Consider the following 25,532-nt stretch of genomic DNA (forward strand, 5'->3'; position numbering starts at 1 on the left):
TTGAAGGAGGAACATGATGAACGTCAATCAACTTCAATCCTTTATGCAGCTTCAAGCGCTTAAAACGTTACAGACAGATCCAGCACAAACGCAAATGTCTGCGGGTCAAGAATCAAATGCCCAAGCTTCATTTCAGTCGCTGCTGCAAGATTTTTTAGGCGGATCAGAATTATCACGTCTCCCGCTTTCCATCTCTGCTTTTATGGGCACGGACCCATCAACGGCTCCGAACACGCAATATGCGCGTACAAATCCATATTTATCTGTCACTTCCGGCAGTGATCAGCTTGAGGCCCAATCTTTGTATGCAAATGACAACCAATTAAATACAGCGAATGGCATTGGAAATGTCTTAAACAACAGCTACACGCCGCCGCTTCAAAAGGCTGTCTCCAGCGGCTCATCATCAAAAGAGATTAATCAAATCGTGTCACAAATGGCTCAAAAGCATGGCGTTCCCGGAAAGCTGATTCACGCGGTCATCAAGCAGGAATCCGGCTACCGCACAAATGCTGTCAGCCATGCAGGTGCGCTTGGACTCATGCAGCTCATGCCATCTACTGCTAAATCACTTGGCGTCAACAATGCTTTTGATGCGTCCCAAAACATTGAAGGCGGAACGAAGTATTTAAAACAAATGCTCAATAAATATAACGGAAATATCTCACTCGCCTTAGCTGCCTATAATGCAGGCTCAGGAAATGTAGATAAATACGGAGGCATTCCTCCATTTAAAGAAACACAAAATTATGTAAAGAAAATCACAGCTCAATATTTCGCTTAAACCGAAGAGAATAACCTCTTCGGTTTTTTGTATGTCGCTTTTCCCCCTTTTTTGACTGAATGTGTTATGATATGGTCAATTGATCACAGAATCCGATTCTCTCTTTATTTCGAGCAGACCAAAGCGGTTTGTTTGTGGAATTGAGATGAGGTTGTTAAAATAAGTACAAGAATAGAAACAATAAAATAGAACAAACTGAATATCACTTTTGAAATAAATGAAATACGCAATAGGGTGAGTCATCCTATTAACTACGAGTAAAAGGAGTAGTCAACATGGTACAATCGTTTAACGCACCTTACGAAGCGGTTGGAGAGGAACTTCTATCGCAACTTGTTGATACTTTTTATGAAAATGTAAAGTGTCATCCTTTGCTTCATCCTATTTTCCCGGATGACTTAAAAGAAACAGCAAGAAAACAAAAACAGTTTTTAACGCAATATTTAGGCGGACCGCCGCTTTATACAGAAGAGCATGGCCACCCAATGCTGCGGGCGAGACATCTCCCTTTTCCGATTACTGAGGAGCGGGCTGACGCATGGCTTGAATGCATGGAGGATGCAATGGATCAAGTAGGATTAACCGGCGATATTCGTGACTTTTTATTTGAACGGCTTTCTCTGACGGCTCGTCATATGGTCAACCAAACACCTGAAAAGGATGGACGATCTTGAGCTGCAATACGCACGATCAATATTTCTCACACTGTCACGGACATCCTCAAAAGCCGATTGAAATCTATGTATTCATTGATCCTCTAAGCCCTGACTGCTGGTTATTAGAGCCGTCCATTAAAAAGTTGAAAATGAAATATGGCCGTTTTTTCACTTTACGAACGGTAACAAGTTCTAGTATTAATGCTTTGAATCGGAAAAGAAAGAAACATTTACTGACTGAAGCATGGGGGAAATTTGCCACTAAAACGCAGACCAAAAAAGAACAAATGCTGTCTGAACAAATTGTGACATCACCCTACCTCGCCTCACTCGCACTAAAAGCAGCGGAGCTTCAAGGCAGAAAATGCGGAATGAAGTTTTTGCGTCTCATTCAAGAATCACTTTTTTGCCATCAGCAAGATGTCACAAGTGAGCAGGTGCTGATAGAAAATGCAAAAAGTGCTGGACTGGACATCGAGGAATTCCAGCGCGACATTCATTCTCAAAGTGCTGTGAAAGCACTGCAATGTGATATGAAAATTGCAGCTGAAATGGACGTATCTGAGCTTCCGACCTTCGCCTTTTTTAATACCGTAAATGGAGACGAAGGATTAAAAATTTCAGGTGCCTACTCTTATGATATTTACGAAGAAATCCTTTTTGAAATGATTGGTGAAAAACCAACACCATCAGAACGGCCTCCAATTGAATGGTTTATTGCTTACTTTCAATTTGCTTCCGCAAAAGAGATAGCCGTTGTCTATGACCTGACGCTTGAAGAAGTTGAACGAGAAATGAAGAAGCTGGCTTTCGCTCAAAAGGTAGAACGTGTCCAAGTGCAGCAAGAAATGTTTTGGCGCTATAAAGAGAATGACCACCATACAGATCTTGATGTCTATCGCTGTGAAAATGAACATGGGTGCTGACCCATGTTTTTCTTTACCTTCACCAAGAACATTTGTTCTGTTTATAAATACGAAGAAACCGCGCCGGGATAAGCGCGGTTTCACTATGTCTTAACGACAACAAAGGGGATGGGAGAAATTTTTCACGGTCAAACAAAGGGGTAATGTTTGTATGTGATTAATTTCACATCTGTAGTATATCAAATTTTGTCGACTTATGACAACAGATATACTATATGTTCATATTTTTGTCACAAAACATAAGAGGGTTGTCACTTTCATATAGTAAAAGTAACAAAAAAATGGGGGGATCTGCATGCGCAGCACAACTATTGGACTTGTTGCCATTGGCTTATGTTTCTTTTTAAATATATTAGGCTTAATGAAGATGCTTCCTCTTTATTTGACGTCTCCACTCTTATTTGCTTCGATTCTTTTTACGCTTTATCGAATGAATCACCGTAAGACCTTTAGAGGTTTTAAAGGTTGATATTGACATGGAACGGCCTCGACATCTGAAGAGGTCTTTTTTTATGAGAAAAAAACTCCTGTCAAAAGATGAGATAGCACTCACACGTCTGACAGAAGTCTTTTCATTACTCACCTGTTTTGGAGATGAGCTCTTCCATTTCTTTTAGTTTTTCTTCGAACAATTGACATGCTGCTTCGATTGGTTCTTTAGAAGCCATATCAACCCCTGCTTTTTTCAACACATTGATTGGATAATCAGAGCTTCCTGCTTTAAGGAAATCGGTGTAGCGCTCTACCGCTGGTTTTCCTTCTTGTAATATTTGCTTGCTTAATGCCTGCGCCGCGCTATAGCCTGTCGCGTATTGATACACATAATAGTTGTAATAGAAATGAGGGATTCTCGTCCACTCTAATCCGATTTCCTTATCAACCACCATACCGTCACCAAAATACTTCTTGTTCAGGTCATAATAAAGGTTCGTCATAAATTCTGGCGTTAAAGCCTCTCCTTCTTGTGCTTTCACATGAATAAGATGCTCAAACTCAGCAAACATCGTTTGTCTAAATACCGTTCCTCTAAATCCTTCTAACAAGTGGTTTAATACATACAAACGCTGCTTTTTATCGTCTAAATGATTAAGCAGGTATTCGCCTAGTAACGCTTCATTTGTAGTGGAAGCCACTTCAGCTACAAAGATACTATAGTTTCCATACGGATATGGCTGGTGCTTTCTTGTATAGTAGCTGTGTACAGAATGCCCAAATTCATGAGCCAGTGTAAACAAATTATCAATATTATTTTGCCAGTTCATGAGGATATATGGATTTGTACCATAGCTCCCAGATGAATAAGCACCGCTTCGTTTCCCTTTATTCTCATAAACGTCTACCCAGCGATTTTCGAGTCCTTCTTTTAACACGGACACATATTCTTCTCCTAATGGGGCTAACCCTTTCAGCATATAATCCTTTGCTTCATCGTAGGTGAGCTTCATGCCAGCATCTTTCACAAGTGGTGTGTACAAGTCGTAATTGTGCACTTCATCAAGCTTTAATACCTTTTTACGTAATTCAATATAACGGTGTAATAACGGTAAATATTGATGAACTGTATCAATTAGATTGTCATACACTTCTTCCGGGATGCTGTTTCGTGATAATGCTGCTTCTCTTGCCGATTTGTAATTTCGTACTTTTGCATAAAAATTATCCTTCTTAATTGAACCGCTCAGTGTAGAAGCAAGTGTATTCTTATACTGATCATACGTTTTATACACAGCTTTAAAGGCATTCTTTCTCACTTCACGATCATCACTATTTAAAAATGTGATGAAGTTGCCGTGGGTAATCTTCTTTTCCTCCCCATTCTCATCCTTTACAGAAGGAAAAGAAATGTCGGCGTTGTTAAACATACTAAAAGTAGTAGATGAAGATGAAAGTGGTTCAGAGGCCTCCGCTAATAAAGCTTCTTGCTCCTCACTTAAAATATGTGGACGCTCTTTATTAATTTCTTCGAGAGCATGTGAGTACAGTTTTAATTCTTCTTTTTCTAGTATGAATTGCTGCAATTTATCTTCTTGAATCGATAAAATCTCTGGAACAATATAAGCAGATGTACTAGACAGCTGTGTAAATAGATTCGAGGCTTTATCATTTAACGCCTGAAAGGATGAGTTCGTTGTATCTTCATCGTATTTCATGTGCGCGTATGTATAAAGCTTGCCAAGCTTTTCAGAAAGTTGATCCTGAAAGGTTAGGGCTTCATACAGGACATCAGCAGAATGGGCCAGCTTGCCTTTAAACTGAGCCAGCTTCGGAATTTCTTTTTTGACCGCTTCGAATTCCTTGTTCCATGCATCGACGCTTTCAAAAATATCTTCAAGACGCCATTTGTTTTCTTCTTTTACTTCGCTTCTGTCTGGTAGATGATTGTTTTTGTTTTGTGAAGTCATATGAATCCCCCTTGCTTGAGTTGTGTTGAACCAACCTTTCGGAAAGTGAAAGAAATTGGTGTTGTATTTATCTTCTTTGTTTTGAACTATATTTGTCAAATCATATGCAGAAATAAATACCAAACAGACTAAAAAAATGAGAAAAAAGCGTTTCTTTTGATTCAATAGCAGCACCACCTTTTTCTTATCATGATCAAAGTGATGATGAAACATGCTAATGAAATAAGAAAGCATCTCGTTTTAACACTTCATCTAGTGTTCGTATAGGCATTTGATTCGACGATACTTCATAATTACCCTCTTTCGTCATATGTAAAAACCCTTGTCTTACAAGCGCATTTACATATGCAGTGACCACCTCTTTTATTTCTTCTCTTGAAACATCGCCATATCGGAGTTTCACTTCTTTCATTTGCACACATCGATTGATTTCCATCATTAGCTGCTGAATTGTCACTCTTCCGCTTCCTTTTTTCCTCATCATCCAATCATAGAGACACCCCTGCCAAACATACACGGGACTTGTAAAAATATACGCTTCTTGCACTGGAATAAATAATTCAGTTGGCAAGAAAGGGAATGCTGTTTGATGATGCTCATAAAAAATATTTCTCAAACGTTTGCTTTCATTTGATAAAATGCGAGGAGGACGCAACCTAAATTGCTGTATACATTTAATCCATTGTTGGTTTACTTGACGCTTGCTTGAAGGCGGAGATAGAAATGCCGGAATTTCGCGGTATGCTGAAGGTGGTCTGACAGTCATTGCCGCACATATTTTCGTTGATTGAAACACAAGGAATTGATCAAGATGGATGAACTTATTCTGGATCGGGCAGAAAAAAATCAACCGCCTTTCCTCTGATTCCCTTAAAATTCCCCAATGAATGGAGGAGAAAGAAAAAAGCTGGGCAGATTTTCGGTTTAAACGATTTGCCCCTATCATCCATATGGGAAAGAGCCCTGCCTCGCGGAGACCTGCTGTTCTTCTGCGAAGCTCTTGCCGGGAAATATTTGCACATTGAAATTCGATTGCATAGGTTTCATTTCCTATAGAGACGGTCACATCAGGACGCTGATGAATCTTTGACATATACTTTTCCAGCGCCGGTTTATGTCCAAGCCCCTTCAGCCAATTCATAATAGCTTCCTTTCCCGCCTGATGATAAGCCGTTTCGCCAGAGGCTAACGGACATGCTGTCAGCTGTTTATGCGCAAAATGATAGACACGATGCTCCCCTAGCTTTAATTGCACCTCCTCCCTGCACTCAGGACAATAAAATTTGCACGTATTTCTTACATGCTCCAGACGGCTTTTCGATAAATGATGTGTCATTCGGATAAGCTTACCGTTATCCATCATTGCTGTATTCATTCAGTTCGCCCCTCGCTCTTTGATGACCGTATTATAGCTTGTTCGTCTATAAGGAAGCGAAAAGGCAAAATGAATTTTTACCGTGTCAAAAGATGATTTTAATGATCATCTCTTCAGGAAAATTAAAAATCCCCCTTATAGAAAAGGGGGAAAATACAATCTTTATAAAAGTGGTGATAATAATCTTGCTGTTGATTCAAACAGTCTGACCCCCAAAGGTCTCTTTGCAAACTCTTCAGGAACAATTTCATGTGACTGCTCTAAATCACCTAAGAAATCGTTGACGAGCTTCTCGGTGCTTTTTGTTTTATAGAGGAAGGCATTCACTTCAAAGTTCAAATGAAAGCTTCTCATATCCATGTTTGCCGTTCCTATCGAAGCCAGCTCGCTATCCACAATAATAAATTTACTATGCATAAAGCCTTGATCATACTCGTACACCTTTGCCCCTGCGTCAAGAAGCTCCGGGAAGTAAGAACGAGACGCATGGAAAACAATCCGTTTATCTGGATTCTTTGGAGCAATAATCCGTACATCTACTCCGCTCAATGCGGCAATTTTCAATGCGGACAAAATATCATCATCCGGCACAAAATACGGTGAAGCGATCCAGATGGATTTTTTGGCGGAGATGATCATGGAGAAAAAGAGATTTTTAATGACCTCCCACTGCTTGTCAGGCCCGCCAGCAATCATTTGTACGCCTTCTGTTGTACTCTCAAGGTGGCTGAAATCTTTGAAATAGTCCACACCAGAGCATCTTTCATTCGTCATATAATACCAATCCTGCATGAAAATCTGCTGGAGGTCACGAACAGCTTCGCCCTTAATCATCAAATGAGTATCACGCCAGAATCCATATTGTCTGCTTCTGCCCATGTATTCGTCTCCAATGTTAAGCCCGCCGACAAATCCCACTTCCCCATCAATTACGACAATTTTTCTATGATTTCGGAAGTTGATTTTATTATTTAAAAGGGGGAGCCTTACTGGTAAAAACGGAACGATCTGAACGCCAGCCTTTTCTAGGTCAGCAATATATTGACGAGAAAGTTTTAAGCTTCCTACATCGTCATATAAAAAGCGGACAATCACGCCATTTTTCGCTTTTTCAATGAGAATGTCCTTTAATTCTTGGCCAAGGTCATCGTGGCGGAGAATGTAATATTCTAAATGAATGTGATGTGTTGCTTTTTTAATCTCTTCAAAAATATGAGAGAATGTTTCTTCACCATTGGTTAAGACTTTAGAGGACGTGCGATATGTAATAGGAGTATGTCCAAGTCTGTGGGCCAGCTTAAATAAGAGCTGCTGATGATCACCCATATGCGTCATTTTTTCAATTGCTTCTCTATGGATATTTTCATCTTCCTGGATTAACTTCTCGTCCAATACCGCCTTCTTTTCAAACAGTCGGCGCTTTTTAATATTGCGTCCAAAGAAAATGTAGAACAAAAAGCCGAATAACGGAAAGCTGCCAAGCAGGACAAGCCATGTAATCGTTTGAGACGGATTCCGGTTCTCCAAGAAAATAACAAATCCGATGAAAATAATCGATAAAGTAAATAGAACACTGACAGAACTTAATACACTTACCGCTAAATCACCGGCAATCAATTGGATGATTAAATAAGCACCTATCGTAATGATTAGAAAAAATAGAACTTTGACTACATTTCTCATTTCATTTTTCTCCTTGCCGATCTCTTTATTTACCTATTCATTCAGATAAAAAAGCCGATTCCTCTATAGAAATCGACTTTTTGTTAGTTACGAGAAGTGCTGTTGAATCGTTTCAAGGGCATTCCCTTCGATAATCAGCTGACCGTATTCTTTCAGTCTGTAGATGCTGACCACTGATTCATGAGCATATTCAAGCAAAATGCTGAGCTTATTTTCCACTTGCTCATCTGACAAATCCTCGTGGAAGTCAACATATAGATAATAACGGTTTTCAAACGAATATAAACTTGTGGTAAAATCCTGCATATTTAATTGAGAAAGTGCAATCAAATCTTCAAAGTCATCCATTTTCAACACGAATTGAAGTTGAAGTTTTTTGTCCTTCTCATTATGGTCTTCTTGATCTTGCTCTTCTTTATGAAAATCATCAAGCAGTGCGTCTAAGCTTTCTTCATCTGTTTGATCTTTTTTATCTTCTGGAATCGGCAATTCGAGCTTTTGTCCATCTTTAGAAAGTTGGGCTTTTGTCACGACAATTTCAAGACCTTTATCAAGTGCCTGTACTTGAATCCAAAGCGGCCCCTCTACTGCAAATTCTTCTTCTTCGTGCACTTCGTCCATTACTTCCCAAAACAGCTCTTCACTGCGCTCACGATTATACCAAATCTCTTCACGGTCAAATCCGCGATCTTCAATATCACCGTAGGAAATATAAAATTTTACTGTATGTTCATTTATTCTTTCGATTTCCATTTTGCCAACCTTCCCTTCTATATAAGATGTTGAAGGGACATACAAGCTCCCAATTAATAGTACTTTACTACACTTTACCCGTTCCGTCTACATGTTAACCGTTTAAAGAATTGAGGTATTGCTTCGTACTGTCTATTTTATGATAAAACATGAATAAAAGAAATAAAAACGCATTTTTTGCAGAGAAAACTTGCAGAAACATATATTTGAATTGTCCTCATATATTGGTTGTACGAGCTCTATTAGGACAAGAGGTGAAATAGATGGAAACAGAGTGGATCGTATCCTTACTGATGATTATTGGCATAGACCTGATTTTAGGCGGAGATAATGCGCTCATCATTGCGATGGCCAGTCGCAGTTTATCACATGACAAACGCAATAAAGCCATTTGGATCGGCACTCTTTTGGCCGTTCTGATGAGAATTACAATGACGGGTGCCGCAGTTTATTTATTGACTATCCCTTATTTGCAGTTTATTGGCGGTCTTTTTCTCCTTTATATAGGATACAATCTGTTAATTGAACAAAAGAAGGAATCCATTCGGATTAAGAGCAGCGGCTCCCTTTGGCGTGCGGTTCAAACCATTGTGATTGCCGACCTCTTTATGTCACTTGATAATGTCATCGCAGTTGCAGGTGCAGCAAAAGGCAATATGCTTCTGACCGCGTTTGGCCTCATGATTTCTGTACCGATTATTATTTGGGGAAGCAAGCTGATTCATGCAGCTTTAACCAAATTTCCGTTTCTTTTATACGGAGGAAGTGCGCTCTTGGCCTTTACAGGCGGCGAAATGATTGTGCGTGATGTGAAATTGACTGAATTTATGGCACAGCATGCCACGCTTGAACTGATGCTTCCGTTTTTAACCGTCATAGCGGTCATATTAGCCAGCCTTTTTTACGAACAAACGGCTGAAAACAAATAAAAAAAGCTGCCAAATGATCGGCAGCTTTTCGTTTTTCTATTAGTTAGCAAGTCGCTGAGCTTCTCTTAGTTGGAATGTACGAACCGTTCTTGGTAAGAAACGTCTAATTTCATCTTCATTGTATCCAACTTGTAGTCTTTTTTCATCCAAAATAATTGGACGACGCAGAAGACCTGGATGCTCATTGATTAGTTTATACAATTGTTGAAGCGGCATTGTCTCAACATTGACATTTAGTTTTTGGAATACTTTTGAACGTGTTGAGATAATTTCATCTGTACCGTCTTCTGTCATTCGAAGAATTTCTTTGATTTCATCGATTGAAAGAGGCTCAGAAAAAATGTTTCTCTCTTGATAGGGGATATTGTGCTCTTCTAACCACGCTCTTGCTTTTCTACATGATGTACAGCTTGGTGATGTGTATAATGTTACCATAAATCTTCACTCCTCAATTTGTAGAATGAATATTGATCTGTATTCTTAAATTAAAATTGTTCTAAATAAGTAATCTTTATAGTGATTATACTATAAAAAAGTAAGTGTGAACAGATTTTCTTGCAATTTTTGTGACAAAAACTAGACAATTTCATTCATTTTGTGGTGCTGCTTGATGTCTGAACATTCTCATTTAGTCGAGATGATCGAAAATATTTTTTTGCTTTCTATTTTCAATGATCTTCAATACATCATCAACGTCCTCATACGATTGTCCATACCATTCTTCATCTTTATACGTATGGATTCGTTCATAGGTCTTCCTCATGGCTTCCATGATCTCTTCCTCATGATTTGTAAGAGGCGACCAATAAAGAATTTCCATGCGGTTCACTTCATTAGTTGCAAGTGACCTGCGTTTATAACCGATTGATTCTGCATGCTTGAAGTGCTCTCTTTGGTAAAACTTTAGGCGTTTTGCAGTATCTGCATCATCTTCATCTACAGGCTCGACCTCAAGCAAGATCGGTTTCTTTTTTTCCTTCAGCTTATGAATAAGCTTTGACCCGAGGCCTTCACCTCTTGCATCTTTGGAAACAAATAAATAATCAATAAAGATGAAAGAATCAAATTCGGCGTACATCATCACATGATGAGGTCCTTCCTCCTTATGATAAATATCACTTCTTTCCTTTAATAAAGCTTCCATATGCTCTTTTGACTTCATTTCTTCTATCGGGAAGTATTCACTGAGCTTTTCATACCAATTCATGGATCTGCTCCTTATGCTATAGTTAAGAACCACTTCCTTAGATATTCCCGATTTCCTGCTATTTAAACGCCTGTACTAGTAAGACGCAGCAAAGTCTAAAGTAGTTTCACTTTTTTTCAATTAACGCAAAAAAAGTTTTATAACGAACGATTCATGACGAGTTGAATGCAGACAAACAGGATAAGTGTCATCGCAATTTGAAGCATGATGAAATAAAGATATTTTACGCGCCGTGCTTCTTGCTTCTGACCGCTTGTCTTTCGGTTAAGCATATATTCCACTGAAAAAGTCACAATCCCAATGAGCACCATAAACGCGAGCATCCACTTTCCTCCGTTTGGTTTTCTGAAAAAAGACGTTGAAAAAAGCATAAATACAATGAGAACATGAAGCAATGAATAACGAAAGGTTTTCCAATTTAACATTTGATTTCCTCCGGTATCTGCTTGTACTTAACTAAAAATTACCATCATCTTGTTTTTTTGTAAAATAAAAAAAGAAGCACTGACTTAGCAGTGCTTCTTCGTTCTTATGATTGTTTCGCCTGTAGCTCTTTGAACTCTTCCTCTGTGCAGCTCACAAAGTGACCTGGCTTCACTTCACGGAACTCGGTGTTTGTTCCTTTGTGAACAGATGGATCATACTTGATTCGTTTGCGGTTACGCTCATAATCAGGATCTGGAAGCGGAATCGCAGACAGCAATGATTTTGTATATGGATGAAGCGGGTTTTCGTATAATTCATTCGCTGGTGCCAGCTCAACCAATTTTCCGAAATACATCACGCCGATACGATCGCTGATGTATTTTACCATGGACAAGTCATGGGCAATGAATAAGTACGTTAAACCTTTTTCCTCTTGAAGCTCTTTCAATAAATTGACGACCTGCGCTTGGATCGACACGTCTAATGCAGAGATTGGTTCATCGGCGATGATGAAATCCGGCTCTACTGCTAATGCACGTGCAATTCCGATACGCTGCCTTTGACCGCCTGAGAATTCATGCGGGTATCTGTTCGCATGCTCTTTGTTCAAGCCAACAGTTTCAAGTAATTGGTACACACGCTCTTTACGCGCCTGTTTTGTTTTTGCAAGGCCATGAATGTCGATGCCCTCTGCAATAATGTCAAGCACTGTCATTCTAGGGTTGAGTGAAGCATATGGATCTTGGAAGATCATCTGCATTTGACGGTTGAACTCAAGCATTTTTTGTCTTGATTTCTTCCCGTGTACATTTTCTCCCTTATAAAGAACTTCACCATCTGTCGCATCATAAAGTCTAATGATCGAACGGCCCGTAGTGGATTTACCACAACCAGACTCACCTACAAGACCAAGCGTTTCACCTTTGTAAATATCAAATGAAACCCCATCAACTGCTTTCACAGTTCCTCTTGCTGTATGGAAATGCTGTTTCAAATTTTTGATTTCTAACAGTTTTTCTGCCATGCTATTCACCCTCTTTTACTAATACAGGTTTTTCGTAGCTACCTTCTAGTTCACGCATTCTCGCCTTTACAGAAGCAGGCGGTTCAACTTTAGGTGCATTCGGATGAAGTAGCCATGATTTCACATAATGCGTATCTGATACTTTGAACATTGGCGGTTCTTGTTCAAAGTCAATTTTCATTGCATAATCGCTGCGGAGTGCAAATGCATCTCCTTTCGGCGGGTTTGTCAGATCTGGTGGTGTTCCTGGAATGGCAGTCAGCTTTCCTTCATCTCCGCCATCTGTGTCAAGACTCGGCATGGATGCTAAAAGTCCCCATGTATACGGATGCTTAGGATTGTAGAAAATTTCATCGACAGTCCCTGTCTCCACAATCTGTCCTGCATACATAACAGCTACACGATCAGCGACGTTGGCAACAACACCTAGATCATGCGTAATAAAGATAATCGAAGTGTCAACCTTTTGCTGAATTTCTTTCATTAATTCTAAAATTTGTGCTTGAATTGTTACATCAAGTGCAGTCGTCGGCTCATCGGCAATCAGCAGCTTTGGATCTGCTGCAAGCGCCATGGCGATGACAACCCTTTGTCTCATCCCGCCACTAAATTCGTGCGGATATTGTTTAATTCTTTTTTCAGGCATTGGAATTCCAACGAGCTCCAATAGTTCAATGGCTCTTTTTTCAGCCGCTTCTTTTGAAATTTGTTCATGCTTGAACAGCACTTCTGTAATTTGTTTCCCGACTTTCATCGTTGGATTCAAAGATGTCATCGGATCTTGGAAGATCATTGAGATATCTTTTCCTCGAATGGTTTGCATTTGTTTCTCAGTTTTCTTGACAATATCTTGGCCATCAAACAGGATCTGTCCACGCTTGAAATAACCCGGCGGCATCGGAATTAATCTCATGATCGCTTGTGATGTCACACTTTTACCAGAGCCAGATTCACCTACAATAGCAAGTGTCTCGCCTTTATTTAAGTGGAAGTTCACACCACGAATGGCTTGAACCTCTCCACCATATGTTTTAAATGAGATTGCAAGGTCTTTCACCTCTAGAATACGTTCACGTTCCATCCTAATCACTCCTTATTTACGCAACTTCGGATCTAAAGCGTCTCTTAGTCCGTCTCCAACCACGTTAAAACCAAACATTGTAATACAGATAAATGCGGCTGGGAACCATAATCTCCAAGGGTAGTACGTCATGGCTGGAATTCCGTCAGACGCCATTGTTCCCCAGCTCGCTAACGGAGCCGGTACACCAAGCCCTAGGTAGCTTAGGAATGCCTCTGTGAAGATAGCAGAAGGAATCGTTAATGTCATCGTCACAAGAATTGGTCCCATTGAGTTTGGAATTAAGTGTTTAAATAAAAGTCTAGATGTTTTCGCACCTAATGTTTGTGCTGCAAGAACGTATTCTTGACTCTTTAATTGTAAAACCTGTCCCCGAACAATACGTGCCATGTTAATCCAGCCTACGACTGTCATGGCGAGGATAATCGTTAATAATCCTTTTGGCAGAACAACCATCATTAAGATAACCATTAATAGTGTTGGAATTGCCCATAAAACGTCTGCGATACGCATCATTACTTCATCTGTACGGCCGCCTTTGAACGCAGCAATACTTCCCCAAATAATACCGATGATCACGTCAAGGACCGCTGCAGCAAGACCGATGAAGATCGAAATTCTTGCCCCGACCCATGTACGGACAAACATGTCACGTCCTAAATCATCTGTACCAAACCAGTGCTCTTTTGAAGGCGGCTGGTCAGCATTCAGCAAATCGGTCGTGGAGTAATCATATTTAGAAAACATCGGAACAAAGATGGCCAGCATCACAATAATAAAAATGATTGTAAGTCCAACCATTGCAAGTTTATTGGCACGGAAGCGAAGCATGGCATCCTTCCATAAAGATAGACTAGGTTTAGAAATTTTTTCAGATTCTGCTGCGTCAGCTGTCGCAGGCACAAATAAATCTTTTCTCATCTCTTCCATGTGTTAGACCCCTTTCTTCGCCTTCGTCAGTTTAATTCTAGGATCGATAATACCGTAGAGGACGTCAACGACTAGAATACTGATTAATAGAATAATACTGTAGAAGACTGTAACACCCATGATGACGGTGTAATCACGGTTTGTAATGCTTGTGACAAAGTGAGAGCCTAATCCAGGGATACCAAAAATCTTCTCAACGACAAAACTACCTGTTAAAACTGAAGCAGCCATTGGTCCCATGTATGTGATAACAGGTAACAATGCGTTTCGGATGGCGTGTTTGATCGTCACAGCAGATTTTGTTAATCCTTTCGCTCTAGCCGTTCTAATGTAGTCACTATTTAGTACTTCAAGCATACTTGACCGTGCAAGTCTAGCGATAAATGCCATTGGCATGAAGGAAAGTGCAATAGAAGGTAGTACGGTGCTTGCCCAAGACTCCCATCCTGCAACTGGGAAGATCGCTATAATACTTGCCTCAGATGCAAATACATATTGTAGTAGCGCCGCTAAAATGAAACTTGGAACTGAAATTCCAAAGATCGTTAAAATGGCAATCGTATAGTCTTGCCACTTGTTATGATAGAGCGCTGCAAGGACCCCAAACAATACACCAAATGCTAATGCGAGGAGAATTGCCTCAATTCCGAGGGTAAAGGAAACGGGGAATCCAGAACTGATTAAGTCATTTACAGTTTGTCCTTTATATTTAAATGAGGGACCAAAATCTAATGTTGCAACTGAACCTAGGTAGCTTACATATTGAACAAATAAGGGCTTGTCCAATCCGTAGTGCTCGTTTAGGTTTGCTTCAATTTCAGCAGGAAGTTTCTTCTCACCAGAGAATGGACCACCAGGTGCTGCCTGCATGAGAAAGAAAGTTGCAGTTACAATAACAAACAGTGTGATTAAAATATATATTAATCGCTTACCGATATATTTAAGCAACGGAATTGCACCTCCATGATTTTACAACAATTTCTCTAATCAGCAAGAAAGGTATATGGAGAGACATCCTCCATATACCTTAAGATCCTTGCCGTAGATCTCTTACACTATGACTCTTACTTTTCGAAATGTGCCCATTTGTATTGAACATCACCTAGTCCAGATACAACTACACCTTTAAGTTTTGGATCTTGTACCCAAAGCTGAGTGTAGAAGTAAATTGGTGCTACAGGCATATCGTTGATGATGATTTCTTCTGCTTTTTTCAGCATTTCTTCACGCTTCGTTTTATCTGTTTCTTTTGCAGAATCATTCAACAATTGTTTGTACTCTTTGCTTTCCCATCCAGTGTCGTTGTTTCCACCGTCTTTATCTTTGTAAAGCTCAAGGAAGTTCACTGGATCGTTGAAGTCACCTAACCAGCCCATACGTCCGATTTGGTAGTCTCCGCTGTGGATTTTGTCGATGTATACGTTCCACTCAGAGTTATCAAGTTCAACTTTCACACCTAAATCTTTTTTCCACATTTCTTGAATTGCTTGTGCAATCTTTTGGTGGCCTTCATCTGTGTTGTAAGAAAGTTTCAATGTTGGAAGATCAGAAACAGACTTATAACCTAATTCTTTCGCACCTTTTTCAAGAAGCTTTTTAGCTGTATCTACATCATGATCTTTGAAGTAGCCAGTTTTGTTATCTGTGAAACCTTCCATTGTTGGTGGAACGATTGCCATTGCTGGAACTTGTTCACCTTGCGTAATTTTGTCAACGATCGCTTGACGGTTGATTGAGTATGCAAGGGCCTTACGGATGTTTGCATTGTTCAAAGGTTTTACTTCTGTGTTGAATTTGTAGTTATAGATACCAGCGATCGTCTGGATTTTCAGACCGCCCTCTTTTTTCAATGTTTTTAAAGACTCAGTTGGAAGGCTTCCAGTCGGAGAACCAGCCCAGTCAAGCTCGCCTTTTTTGAACATGCTAAGTTCAGTGTTTGTATCTTTGATCATAGACATGTTGATTTTTTTCAATTTCACAGTATCTTTATCCCAGTATTCATTGTTCTTTTCAAGCGTGATCGAACCGCCATGTTTCCATTTAGAAAGAACGAATGGTCCGTTAGATACGTAGTTTTCACCAGCATTTGTGTACCAGTTTTTATTCTTTTCAGCCACTTTTTTGTTGACTGGCATATAAGTATAGAATGCAGTTAGTTCAGTAAAGAACGGTGTTGGGTTCTCTAGCTCAACTACAAGCGTTTTGTCGTCTTTAGCTTTAATGCCAACATCAGCAACTTTCGCTTTCCCTTTGTTTGCTGCTTCAGCACCTTTAATATAGTAAAGCTGGTAAGCATATTGAGATTCATTTTTAGGATCTAATGCCCATTTCCAAGCATATTCAAAATCTTCTGCTTTTACAGGGTCACCATTAGACCATTTTGCATCACGAAGTGTGAATGTATAAGTTTTACCATCAGCACTTGTTTTGATATCAGAAGCCATTGCATTTTCTGGCTTTCCTTCAGCGTTAATTCTTGTTAATCCCTCAAAAGTCTGACGGATGACACTACCTGAAGTTGAATCATTTGCCAATCCCGGATGTAGAGAAAAAGGCTCAGTGGAGATATTCACATTTAATGTTGTTTTAGCCTCTCCAGAACTGCTCGTGCTGTCGCCTGATTTGTTTCCGCTGAAACCACAAGCGCTTAATACAAGTGTGAAAATAAGCATTAAAGTAACAACAGACCAACGCTTTTTCAACTGTATTCCCCCTTATAATATGTTTTTAGTTCAAAGGTCTCGATAGAAGATGAGATTCAGATTTAAGAAATAGCGTAAAAAAGTCCCTAAATAGCTTACTTTCTATTTCTTTTGTTTTTTCTGAATTTTCACTATGTAAAGAGCCTAGCACAAACGTGTGAACAAATTCATTATAATGAATAGAATAATTTATTGCAATATCAATTTCATATATTTTTTAAAAACGTAAATGGGGATAAAGAGGGATTTTTATAAACTAAAGTCTCAATCACTTCAACAAATTAAAGCGTAAATTGATTAAAATAATTTAACAAATTCAGCAGGAATAATGTTTTATACATATAATTAATCATCCTTTTTTAAAAGATTCTGACAGATATTTAGTATTTTATCTAAAATTTTAAGTGTCAATAGGCATGATGAGAAGGTCACATAAAGGCTTCGTGACTTTTTCATGGTCATCCTTTATAATAGATAGACATATTGTTGCGATGAAAAAGAAGAGTACATATATTCACCATTTACAGAGAGTCTGCGGCCGGTGTGAGCAGATAATGGCATGTATGGAATGGGCTTTGGAGCAGCTAACCGAACACTTCTAAAAAAGTGAGTAGGCTTAGACGGAGCAGTCTCCGTTATCAACGTCTTGAGTGATTTCTATGTGAAATAACAAGGGTGGTACCACGGTTCATTCGTCCCTTTTCTGTTGAAAAGTGATGGGTGGGCCTTTTTATATTGAAGAAAAGAGGTTTTAGTATGACAAAGAAGACAATTTTTTCAGGCATTCAGCCGAGCGGTTCTGTCACATTAGGGAACTATATTGGAGCAATGAAGCAATTTGTCGATTTGCAGCATGACTATAATGGCTATTTTTGTGTCGTCGATCAACATGCGATTACAGTGAGTCAGGACCGATTAGCTCTCCGTCAAAATATTAGAAGCTTAGCAGCTCTTTATTTAGCTGTTGGTCTTGATCCAGAGAAAGCGACATTGTTTATCCAATCAGAGGTACCTGCTCACGCCCAGGCAGGATGGATGCTTCAATGTGTTGCTTATATTGGGGAATTAGAAAGAATGACCCAATTTAAGGACAAATCAGCTGGTAAAGAAGCAGTTGTTTCAGGCCTATTAACGTATCCCCCATTAATGGCTGGCGATATCTTATTATATGGTACTGATTTAGTCCCTGTTGGAGAAGACCAAAAGCAGCATCTTGAATTGACTAGAACGCTCGCTGAACGCTTTAACCGAAAGTACAATGACATTTTCACTGTGCCTGAAGTGAAAATTCCAAAAGAAGGCGCGCGGATTATGTCTTTAACAGATCCAACGAAAAAAATGAGCAAATCTGATCCGAACCAAAAATCTTTCATTACCTTATTAGATGAACCAAAGCAGCTTGAAAAGAAAATTAAAAGTGCTGTGACGGATTCAGAAGGCATCGTCAAGTATGACAAAGAGAACAAGCCTGGAATTGCCAACTTGCTGACGATTTATTCTGTATTAGGCAACATATCCATTGCAGAGCTGGAGCAAAAATACGAAGGAAAAGGATATGGTGAGTTTAAAGGAGATCTTGCGAACGTTGTCGTTGATGCTTTAAAACCAATTCAAGATCGATACTATGAACTCATTGAATCAGACGAGCTTGACCGTATTCTAGACGAAGGTGCTGAAAAAGCAAACCGCGCAGCAAACAAAATGCTGAAAAAAATGGAGAATGCGATGGGTCTTGGCAGAAAACGCAAATAAAAAAAGCTTGCAGCACGACTCGCTGCAAGCTTTTTCTAATTTACTTTTGATTCGTTTTCCATTTCCCAAAGTTTTTCGAAAAATGGCTGTCCTTTAATCATTTTTTCACAGAAGGCTAAATGATTCTCTGACCACCCATCAATCGTTTCATTGTAAAGCATGTTCCAAATCTCTTCGAATGACATTCGTTTGATTTGGTTGTACATGCGCGGGTTCCATTCCGTATACCAATACGCAATCTCCGCCCTGTTTTGGAGCCCCTTTAATTGATCGAGCGCCATAAACATCAACTGTTTCAGCTGTCTTTCTTTTCTCGTTAATCCGCTGATATGCTGCGGCGGCAGTGATAGAATGTGGTACTCCTTCGTCGATTCAAGACTGTCCTTAGAAAATTCATATTCCTCTGCTTTCACATCTTTCACCATTTCATACACCAATTGCTCCTGCCTTGGGATCAAGCGGCTTTTTCTCACTGGAATGGAATACCCGATCGTATCTACAGCAATGATTCGAATGCCGTCTGTGACCACAAAGCAATACTCTAATTTACGGCGTTCATGATTTTTTCGAATATATGATTTCTCAAATACAGACTCTAGCAGCGTCTTCGGCAGCTCTGAAAGATCATTCTCTATGTAATCAAACAAAGGGCTCTGCACCTTAAGTAAAGGCACTTGATCTAACAATTCAACGCTGTCCTCCTTACGCCACTCATGAAAATGACACACATTGTAGCCATTTTCTTCCCCTTCAAACCAATTCACCCATACGTCATGAAGAAATAACATAACCAATCCCTCACTTTATAAAAACTGTTGTCCACAGTATGGGCAAGGGATAGAGAAATTATTCCAACTTTATCAAAACTTCAAGCTGAGTAAATGATGGCTCCATGTCTTTCTTTCGTTCAGGAACCGCAGAGCCCCTTTAAACTTTATTTCAGCTTTTTAGGATCAAGCGCATCTCTCAGCCCATCTCCTAAGAAATTAAAGCATAAGACCGTTAGTAAAATCAGCAAACCTGGGAAAAGCGGATACCACCATGCTTGCACCATAATCGAGAAATTTTGTGCATCTTGGAGCATGTTGCCCCAGCTTGCCGTTGGCGGCTGAATACCAAAGCCAAGGTAGCTGAGCGTTGATTCAGCTAAAATGACGGAGCCTACTTTTAATGTAGCTGATACAATAATAGGACCGATACAGTTCGGTAAAATATGCGAAAAGATGATGACATGATTTTTCGTTCCAATGGTTCTCGCCGCGAGGACGAATTCTCTTGTTCGAAGTGATAAGAATTCACTGCGGATAAGCCTGGCCGTTGTTGTCCAGCCTGTCAAAGCAAAGATTAAAATCAATTTATCAATGCCCGGTTTGAAAATGGTGACAAGCGTGATCAATAGAAAAATGTCTGGAATCGACAACACGACATCCACAAATCTCATTAACAAGGAGTCAATAAACCCTTTGAAATACCCCGCGACCGCGCCAACGACAGTGCCAATGGTGATTGCTCCGACCACTGAAACGAAACCAACCAACAAAGAGACCCGCGCGCCATATAGCACCCTTGAGAAAATATCGCGGCCAAACTTGTCAGTGCCCATAAAATGCTCAGCACTCGGCGGCTGGAGCCGCTTCAATAAATCTTGATGCTCTGGTGCATATGGAGCGATCACTGGAGCGAAAATGGCAGAAAAAATAATGATCAATAAGATCACGGAGCCGGCAACCGCCAATTTATTTTTGAAAAATTTCTCGCAAAACAAACGCAGCATCGTCTCAGGCTTTGGCGGAAGGCCCTCCTTTAATTTGATATCAACAGGAGGTGTTCCCATATTAGGCTGTGCCAATTGTGCTTCAGCTCCCTTCTAATATTCAATACGCGGATCAACGATCGCATATAAAATATCCGCTATTAAATTTCCAACCACCACAAGCACTGCGGAAATAACGGTCATTGCCATAATGACCGGATAATCTCTCGAAAAAGCAGAATCAATGAACAGCTTTCCAAGTCCAGGCCAGGTGAAGATTTGTTCCACCACGACTGCGCCGCCAATAAAAGATGGTATCATTAATCCGAAAATCGTTATAACCGGCATAAGACCGTTTCTTAAACCATGCTTAAAAATGACTTTGTTTTCTCTAAAGCCTTTCGCTCTTGCTGTGCGGATGTAATCCTGCCTCATCACATCAAGCATACTCGACCTTGTGTACCGGGTCAGCCCTGCCATATCAGCAGTTGCTAAAACAAAGGCAGGTAAAATGATATGATGGAGCCGGTCTAACACATTAAAATCGGCATGCAAGGTAGAAACTCCGCCAGTTGGAAACCAACCCAGGTTCACGGATAAAACCATAATGAGGATGAGACCAAACCAAAAGTTTGGAATAGCCAGTCCGATAAAAGATGTAACCGTAATGCCATAGTCAAGCTTTGTATATGGACGTTTTGCTGAAAGGACACCAAATGGAATGGCGATCAGCAGGGCAACTAATGTAGAAAAGATCATGAGGATGAGGGTATTTGGCAGCCGGGCAAAAATCAAATCAGCCACGGGTGTTCCCTTTTTGACAATGGATGTGCCAAAGTCACCTTGAAGCATATTGCCAAGCCATTTCATATATTGGACATATTCAGGATCGTTCAAGCCGTACTTATCAATAAAGGCTTCCCGGTCTGCCGCACTAATGGTAGGGTCCATCATGAGTGACATCGGATCGCCTGGTGCTGCTTTCATAATGGCAAAGGACAAGATGGTAATCCCTAATAAAATGGGAATGGAGAGTAATGTCCTTCTAATGATATATGTAACCATATGCACAACTCCTTTTTCATCGGATCGCCATTCTGTGAAAAAAAGGCCAAAATGATGGTATTTTAGCCCTTTGTCTGCTTTTCAGCGTGATCTGAAAACCCTTGAATTCTCGTGCTGATGCGGAGCGAACGAAGTGATCTTTTTAGCACCCACGCAGAGAACTGACACCGAATGCAAGGGATTGTTCTCACGGTGAAAGGGGAGAATCCCCCCCTTCTTCACTATCAGCCTACTGTTCAAGCCACCATTTTTCGATTTTGTAATATTCATCTTTCGGGTGGTAAGAGTAGCCTTGGAGATTAGATGGCATAGCACGATGTGAGTTAGCATAGTAAAGGAACGTATACGGCTGATCCTCTGCGATCAGTTTATAAATTTTTTCATATGCCTTTGAATAATCTTTTCGATCGCTTAAGTTTTTAGCATCAACTAACAGCTTATCGACCTCTTTATTTTTATACCAGATGTTATTTAAGCCTTTTTCTGACTGGCTTGAGTGGAATATGCTGAATTGATCAGGGAATGTCGCAAGGCTCCAGCCGAGCAGCAGCGCATCATAATCCCACTTAGGCGGTGTCGTCTGCTCAATGAGCGCACTGAATTCCACAATTTGCGGCTTCGCTTCCACACCGATTTCTTTGAGCTGCTGCTGGACAACGACCGCGATATCCTCGCGAACTTTATTTCCTTGGTTGGTCTTTATGACAAAGGAGAATTTCTTGCCATCCTTATCAAGATAGCCGTCTCCATCTGTATCCTCCCAGCCCTCTTCTTTCAGCATCTTTTTCGCTTTTTCTTGATCAAACTCAAACACTGGAACATTTTCATCCTTTGGATAGTTCCAGGACAGCGGACTTTCTGGAATATTGGCTACTTTGCCGTCTCCATCTAGCACTTGGTCAACAATCGTTTGACGATCAATGGCATGTGTCAGCGCTTGGCGGACCTTTTTACTTTTAAAGAGTTCATTTTTCTGGTTCCAGCCAATGTATGAATAATTGAGTCCTAGATCAGATTCGATTTTAATGTTGCTCACTTTTTCAGCTGTTTGCAGCTCGGATCCTGGTACAGCAAAGAAATCAATATCTCCTGCTGACAGCTGGGCAATCGCTGCATTCTGATCAGGAATGGTTTTAATGGTGACAGTATCAAGGTAAGGACGTCCATCCCAATAATCGTCAAAGGCTTCTAGTTTGACGTAGTCTCCTTCTTTCCATTCTGCGAATTTAAATGGACCTGAACCGATCGGTTTTTTTCGGTTAAATTCGTTTTCACCGAGATCTTTTATAGGCACATCACCTAAAATATGCTTAGGTAAAATACCGTAGCTTCCTAGTGTGACATTATAAAAATAAGGATCTTTTTTATTGAGCTTGAATTCGATCGAGTAGTCCCCTGTCTTTTTAACAGACTCTAAAACTTCAAAACCTGATCCGCGCTCCCCGTTGTAGTCCTTATTGATTGGTATGCTGTATGTAAACACAACATCATCAGCAGTCAGTTCTTCACCATCATGAAACTTCACACCTTTTTTAATGGTAACATCAAACTGCTTGCCGTCATCCGATTCTTTAATATCCTCTGCCAGCGATAGCTGAGGGTTGAGCTTTCCGTCTGTTTGAAGTAAGAAGCTGTAGATTCTTTCCTCAATATCAGAGCTTGCCACATCTGTAGAATACAGCGAGTTAAATAATGTTGGCTCTGCAATTGAACCGATGACAAGATCGCCGCCTTGTACCGGTTTACCTGTGGATTTCTTTTCACTGTCTCCAGACGTTTTATTTCCACCAGAACAAGCAGCAAGGATTAATGTAAAAATCAGCAATAAACTGACCAGAATGGACTTTCTATTTCTACCTTTCATAGACAATTCCCCCTATTCTTTTTTTAAAATAATGACCGAATCCTGTTTCATCCCCCCTCTCAAAGATGAGATCATACAAGCTTGATCAAGCGTTGTAGAGGTGGCAGGCAACAAAGTGGTTCGTTTTTAACTCCTGAAATGCTGGTACTTTTTCTTTACAGATTTCTTTCGCATGCGGGCATCTTGTGTGAAATACGCAGCCTTTTGGCGGATTTGCAGGACTCGGCAAATCGCCTTGCAGCATAATGCGTTCTCTTTTCACCTGCCCTTTTTTACGGGTGACAGGAACGGAAGAAAGCAGAGCCTGTGTATACGGATGGAGCGGTTCATCGTACAGACTGTGCTTATCGGCAAGCTCCATCATTTTGCCGAGATACATGACGCCGACTCTATCGCTAATATGTCTGACCACACTTAAATCGTGAGAGATAAATAGATAGGTAAGGTCAAATTCCTCCTGAAGCTCCTCCATCAGATTAATAACCTGCGCCTGAATAGATACATCAAGTGCTGATACAGGCTCATCTGCGATGATCATGTCGGGATTCATGGCAAGCGCACGAGCGATGCCGATCCGCTGCCTCTGCCCGCCTGAAAATTCATGGGGATAGCGGTTCGCAAAGCTTGGATGAAGACCTACCTTTGATAAAAGCTGTTCTACTTTTTCATTTCTTTCTTTTAAGGAATATAAGTGATGTGTTTTGTAGGGTTCTTTGATGATGCTTCGAAGTGTTTTTCTAGGGTTGAGTGATGCAAAGGGATCTTGAAAAACCATTTGGATGTTTTTTCGTGTAGATTGTCTTAGCTTTGATTCTGACACGCGCGTGATGTCTTGCCCTTTAAAAAAGATTTGACCGTCGGTTGGTTCGTATAGGCGAATCATTGTCCGGCCTAGGGTGGATTTCCCGCATCCTGACTCCCCGACAATACCTAACGTTTCACCTTTATAAATCTTCAAGTCTATGCCGTCAACAGCTTTCACTGCACCGACTTTCTTCTGAAAGACGCCCGCTTTAATCGGAAAATGTTTTCGAATCTGTTTCAGTTCAAGGATCGTTTCTTTCTCTGGTAAGTCTGTTATTTGTGTTTGATTTTGAGCAAGTGTCATGTGTGGTCTGCCTCCTCATATAAGAAACATCTGACGCTTCTGCCATCTTCAAATGTTCTCAGCTTAGGCAGTTCTCCCAGGCAGCGTTCCTTCACTTGCGGACATCTAGGAGCAAAGCGGCATCCGGCTGGAAGCTGATCTGGCGCAGGAACATTTCCTTTGATGGCTGTTAACGGCTGTATGTCTCCGTCAATGACAGGAATCGATTCAAGCAGCCCTTCTGTGTAAGGATGAAGCGGCTGTTCAAACAACTCTTCGACAGTCCCATTTTCAACAACCTGTCCGCAGTACATGACAATCACTCGATCTGCCACTTCAGACACGACACCTAAATCATGTGTGATAAGAAGAATAGATGTACCAAAGGTAGAGCATAAATCTTTCATTAAAGTGAGTACCTGTGCTTGAATGGTCACATCCAGGGCAGTTGTCGGTTCATCTGCAATGAGAAGCTTCGGATCACAGCTTAGCGCTATGGCAATCATCACTCTTTGCCGCATGCCGCCTGATAAACGATGCGGATAATCTTTCATGATTTGCTCCGGGCGGGAAAAACCAACAAGCTTCAGCAGATCAACCGCTTTTTTGACCGCTTCTTTTTTTGAAAGTTTTTTGTGATAGATGAGGATTTCTGTTATTTGTTCTCCGATGGGTAAGACGGGATTAAGTGAGGTCATGGGTTCCTGAAAGATCATAGATACATCATTACCACGGATGCTGCATAATTCCTTTTCACTATATGTAACAAGGTCCTTTCCATCAAGTTTGATGGAACCGTCCATAATTTTCCCGCCCGTGCCATGAATCAGACCCATAATGGATAAGGACGTAATGCTTTTGCCAGACCCAGACTCACCGACTAATGCGACAGTTTCTCCTCTGTTGATGCTGAAATCAACGCCATCCACAGCAGGTATCGGTTCCTTTTTTCGAAAAAAATAGGTTTTTAAGTTTTGCACTTCAAGCAGCGTGCTCATTCATTCGCCCCTTTCTCCTTAGATCAATAGAATCGAACCTGAATATTCTGTATTTTAAAAATAAAAAGAATTATTTGTATATTATTACATCGTTATGACGAAATCAAGAAGTATTTAGTAAATTTGTAATATGTC

The 25,532-nt window shown here is 40.4% G+C and carries 24 protein-coding genes and 1 other annotated feature; of the genes, 6 read left to right on the plus strand and 18 right to left on the minus strand.

What is annotated here, in order from left to right; translation table 11 throughout:
* The first annotated feature begins 16 nt into the window (after positions 1-16).
* The 4 genes from M1D84_RS13265 to M1D84_RS13280 all read left to right on the plus strand — a co-directional run bounded on the left by M1D84_RS13265 (position 17) and on the right by M1D84_RS13280 (position 2,835).
* On the plus strand, positions 17-784 hold the full coding sequence (locus M1D84_RS13265) for a lytic transglycosylase domain-containing protein (RefSeq protein WP_415316221.1): 768 nt from the start codon (positions 17-19) through the stop codon (positions 782-784).
* A 275-nt stretch (positions 785-1,059) separates the two neighbouring features.
* Positions 1,060-1,458, plus strand: a complete 399-nt coding sequence (locus M1D84_RS13270) for a globin domain-containing protein (protein ID WP_008355333.1) — start codon at positions 1,060-1,062, stop codon at positions 1,456-1,458.
* Entirely contained in the window at positions 1,455-2,366 is a 912-nt protein-coding gene (locus tag M1D84_RS13275) for a ClpXP adapter SpxH family protein (protein WP_024425033.1), read from the plus strand. Before M1D84_RS13270 ends, M1D84_RS13275 begins: the two co-directional genes overlap by 4 nt.
* 295 nt (positions 2,367-2,661) lie before the next feature.
* Positions 2,662-2,835, plus strand: a complete 174-nt coding sequence (locus tag M1D84_RS13280) for a hypothetical protein (protein ID WP_024425034.1) — start codon at positions 2,662-2,664, stop codon at positions 2,833-2,835.
* 106 nt (positions 2,836-2,941) lie between these two features.
* On the opposite strand, the gene pepF is transcribed toward M1D84_RS13280, so the two are convergent.
* From pepF to mecA, 4 genes are all read right to left on the minus strand, one after another.
* Positions 2,942-4,768: an oligoendopeptidase F gene (gene pepF / locus M1D84_RS13285; protein WP_281733681.1), complete on the minus strand. Its 1,827-nt coding sequence runs from the start codon at positions 4,766-4,768 to the stop codon at positions 2,942-2,944.
* Positions 4,769-4,982: 214 nt separating this feature from the next.
* Entirely contained in the window at positions 4,983-6,143 is a 1,161-nt protein-coding gene (locus M1D84_RS13290; RefSeq protein WP_044334759.1) for a competence protein CoiA, read from the minus strand.
* Positions 6,144-6,305: 162 nt separating this feature from the next.
* Positions 6,306-7,826, minus strand: coding sequence for a cardiolipin synthase (cls, locus tag M1D84_RS13295; protein ID WP_458106299.1), 1,521 nt, complete (start codon positions 7,824-7,826; stop codon positions 6,306-6,308).
* Between the two features lie 87 nt (positions 7,827-7,913).
* A complete protein-coding gene (gene mecA / locus M1D84_RS13300) occupies positions 7,914-8,579 on the minus strand; it encodes an adaptor protein MecA (protein ID WP_024425038.1) in 666 nt (221 codons plus the stop codon).
* 263 nt (positions 8,580-8,842) lie between these two features.
* Here mecA and M1D84_RS13305 point away from each other — a divergent pair, with 263 nt between their 5' ends.
* The gene (locus tag M1D84_RS13305; RefSeq protein ID WP_283860008.1) at positions 8,843-9,508 is read left to right on the plus strand and encodes a TerC family protein; all 666 of its coding nucleotides are present in this window, start codon (positions 8,843-8,845) and stop codon (positions 9,506-9,508) included.
* A 39-nt stretch (positions 9,509-9,547) separates the two neighbouring features.
* Here the strand turns inward: M1D84_RS13305 and spxA are convergent, their stop codons facing one another.
* The 8 genes from spxA to M1D84_RS13345 form a co-directional block, all read right to left on the minus strand.
* Complete coding sequence (gene spxA / locus M1D84_RS13310; protein WP_003211421.1) at positions 9,548-9,943, minus strand: transcriptional regulator SpxA; 396 nt, start codon at positions 9,941-9,943, stop codon at positions 9,548-9,550.
* Positions 9,944-10,136: 193 nt separating this feature from the next.
* Entirely contained in the window at positions 10,137-10,715 is a 579-nt protein-coding gene (locus tag M1D84_RS13315) for a GNAT family N-acetyltransferase (RefSeq protein WP_024425040.1), read from the minus strand.
* A 137-nt stretch (positions 10,716-10,852) separates the two neighbouring features.
* Positions 10,853-11,140, minus strand: a complete 288-nt coding sequence (locus tag M1D84_RS13320) for a hypothetical protein (RefSeq protein ID WP_234107714.1) — start codon at positions 11,138-11,140, stop codon at positions 10,853-10,855.
* 104 nt (positions 11,141-11,244) lie between these two features.
* Positions 11,245-12,165, minus strand: a complete 921-nt coding sequence (locus M1D84_RS13325; RefSeq protein WP_024425041.1) for an ABC transporter ATP-binding protein — start codon at positions 12,163-12,165, stop codon at positions 11,245-11,247.
* A 1-nt stretch (position 12,166) separates the two neighbouring features.
* Entirely contained in the window at positions 12,167-13,246 is a 1,080-nt protein-coding gene (locus tag M1D84_RS13330; protein ID WP_024425042.1) for an ABC transporter ATP-binding protein, read from the minus strand.
* 12 nt (positions 13,247-13,258) lie between these two features.
* Positions 13,259-14,176, minus strand: coding sequence for an ABC transporter permease (locus M1D84_RS13335; RefSeq protein WP_024425043.1), 918 nt, complete (start codon positions 14,174-14,176; stop codon positions 13,259-13,261).
* 3 nt (positions 14,177-14,179) lie between these two features.
* Entirely contained in the window at positions 14,180-15,124 is a 945-nt protein-coding gene (locus M1D84_RS13340; protein WP_024426481.1) for an ABC transporter permease, read from the minus strand.
* A 116-nt stretch (positions 15,125-15,240) separates the two neighbouring features.
* A complete protein-coding gene (locus M1D84_RS13345) occupies positions 15,241-16,878 on the minus strand; it encodes a peptide ABC transporter substrate-binding protein (protein WP_024425045.1) in 1,638 nt (545 codons plus the stop codon).
* 482 nt (positions 16,879-17,360) lie between these two features.
* Positions 17,361-17,581 (plus strand) — a binding site (T-box leader).
* A 53-nt stretch (positions 17,582-17,634) separates the two neighbouring features.
* Between M1D84_RS13345 and trpS the strand changes: the two genes are divergently transcribed.
* Entirely contained in the window at positions 17,635-18,630 is a 996-nt protein-coding gene (gene trpS / locus M1D84_RS13350) for a tryptophan--tRNA ligase (protein WP_024425046.1), read from the plus strand.
* A 35-nt stretch (positions 18,631-18,665) separates the two neighbouring features.
* Here trpS and M1D84_RS13355 read toward each other — a convergent pair whose 3' ends face one another.
* From M1D84_RS13355 to M1D84_RS13380, 6 genes are all read right to left on the minus strand, one after another.
* Complete coding sequence (locus M1D84_RS13355) at positions 18,666-19,418, minus strand: YjbA family protein (protein ID WP_039177811.1); 753 nt, start codon at positions 19,416-19,418, stop codon at positions 18,666-18,668.
* 146 nt (positions 19,419-19,564) lie between these two features.
* On the minus strand, positions 19,565-20,464 hold the full coding sequence (opp4C, locus tag M1D84_RS13360; protein ID WP_332284734.1) for an oligopeptide ABC transporter permease: 900 nt from the start codon (positions 20,462-20,464) through the stop codon (positions 19,565-19,567).
* Between the two features lie 33 nt (positions 20,465-20,497).
* Positions 20,498-21,448 carry an ABC transporter permease gene (locus tag M1D84_RS13365; protein ID WP_458106300.1) on the minus strand — a complete coding sequence of 317 codons (951 nt, stop codon included), beginning with the start codon at positions 21,446-21,448 and terminating at the stop codon, positions 20,498-20,500.
* Between the two features lie 229 nt (positions 21,449-21,677).
* The gene (locus tag M1D84_RS13370; protein WP_024425049.1) at positions 21,678-23,312 is read right to left on the minus strand and encodes a peptide-binding protein; all 1,635 of its coding nucleotides are present in this window, start codon (positions 23,310-23,312) and stop codon (positions 21,678-21,680) included.
* 85 nt (positions 23,313-23,397) lie between these two features.
* Positions 23,398-24,420, minus strand: coding sequence for an ABC transporter ATP-binding protein (locus M1D84_RS13375; RefSeq protein ID WP_024426487.1), 1,023 nt, complete (start codon positions 24,418-24,420; stop codon positions 23,398-23,400).
* Entirely contained in the window at positions 24,417-25,397 is a 981-nt protein-coding gene (locus M1D84_RS13380) for an ABC transporter ATP-binding protein (protein WP_024426488.1), read from the minus strand. Before M1D84_RS13380 ends, M1D84_RS13375 begins: the two co-directional genes overlap by 4 nt.
* Between the last annotated feature and the right edge of the window lie 135 nt (positions 25,398-25,532).

It is taken from the genome of Bacillus sp. PK5-006, assembly GCF_054161415.1.

Bases quoted from the DNA above. Each gene is read 5' to 3' on its own strand.
- M1D84_RS13370 (WP_024425049.1), bottom strand. From the start codon at position 23,312: ATGAAAGGTAGAAATAGAAAGTCCATTCTGGTCAGTTTATTGCTGATT.
- M1D84_RS13305 (WP_283860008.1), top strand. From the start codon at position 8,843: ATGGAAACAGAGTGGATCGTATCCTTACTGATGATTATTGGCATAGAC.
- M1D84_RS13325 (WP_024425041.1), bottom strand. From the start codon at position 12,165: ATGGCAGAAAAACTGTTAGAAATCAAAAATTTGAAACAGCATTTCCAT.
- M1D84_RS13265 (WP_415316221.1), top strand. From the start codon at position 17: ATGAACGTCAATCAACTTCAATCCTTTATGCAGCTTCAAGCGCTTAAA.
- M1D84_RS13380 (WP_024426488.1), bottom strand. From the start codon at position 25,397: ATGAGCACGCTGCTTGAAGTGCAAAACTTAAAAACCTATTTTTTTCGA.
- M1D84_RS13315 (WP_024425040.1), bottom strand. From the start codon at position 10,715: ATGAATTGGTATGAAAAGCTCAGTGAATACTTCCCGATAGAAGAAATG.
- M1D84_RS13270 (WP_008355333.1), top strand. From the start codon at position 1,060: ATGGTACAATCGTTTAACGCACCTTACGAAGCGGTTGGAGAGGAACTT.
- pepF (WP_281733681.1), bottom strand. From the start codon at position 4,768: ATGACTTCACAAAACAAAAACAATCATCTACCAGACAGAAGCGAAGTA.
- cls (WP_458106299.1), bottom strand. From the start codon at position 7,826: ATGAGAAATGTAGTCAAAGTTCTATTTTTTCTAATCATTACGATAGGT.
- opp4C (WP_332284734.1), bottom strand. From the start codon at position 20,464: ATGGGAACACCTCCTGTTGATATCAAATTAAAGGAGGGCCTTCCGCCA.
- M1D84_RS13365 (WP_458106300.1), bottom strand. From the start codon at position 21,448: ATGGTTACATATATCATTAGAAGGACATTACTCTCCATTCCCATTTTA.
- M1D84_RS13320 (WP_234107714.1), bottom strand. From the start codon at position 11,140: ATGTTAAATTGGAAAACCTTTCGTTATTCATTGCTTCATGTTCTCATT.
- M1D84_RS13330 (WP_024425042.1), bottom strand. From the start codon at position 13,246: ATGGAACGTGAACGTATTCTAGAGGTGAAAGACCTTGCAATCTCATTT.
- M1D84_RS13375 (WP_024426487.1), bottom strand. From the start codon at position 24,420: ATGACACTTGCTCAAAATCAAACACAAATAACAGACTTACCAGAGAAA.
- trpS (WP_024425046.1), top strand. From the start codon at position 17,635: ATGACAAAGAAGACAATTTTTTCAGGCATTCAGCCGAGCGGTTCTGTC.
- spxA (WP_003211421.1), bottom strand. From the start codon at position 9,943: ATGGTAACATTATACACATCACCAAGCTGTACATCATGTAGAAAAGCA.
- M1D84_RS13335 (WP_024425043.1), bottom strand. From the start codon at position 14,176: ATGGAAGAGATGAGAAAAGATTTATTTGTGCCTGCGACAGCTGACGCA.
- M1D84_RS13355 (WP_039177811.1), bottom strand. From the start codon at position 19,418: ATGTTATTTCTTCATGACGTATGGGTGAATTGGTTTGAAGGGGAAGAA.
- mecA (WP_024425038.1), bottom strand. From the start codon at position 8,579: ATGGAAATCGAAAGAATAAATGAACATACAGTAAAATTTTATATTTCC.
- M1D84_RS13280 (WP_024425034.1), top strand. From the start codon at position 2,662: ATGCGCAGCACAACTATTGGACTTGTTGCCATTGGCTTATGTTTCTTT.
- M1D84_RS13290 (WP_044334759.1), bottom strand. From the start codon at position 6,143: ATGAATACAGCAATGATGGATAACGGTAAGCTTATCCGAATGACACAT.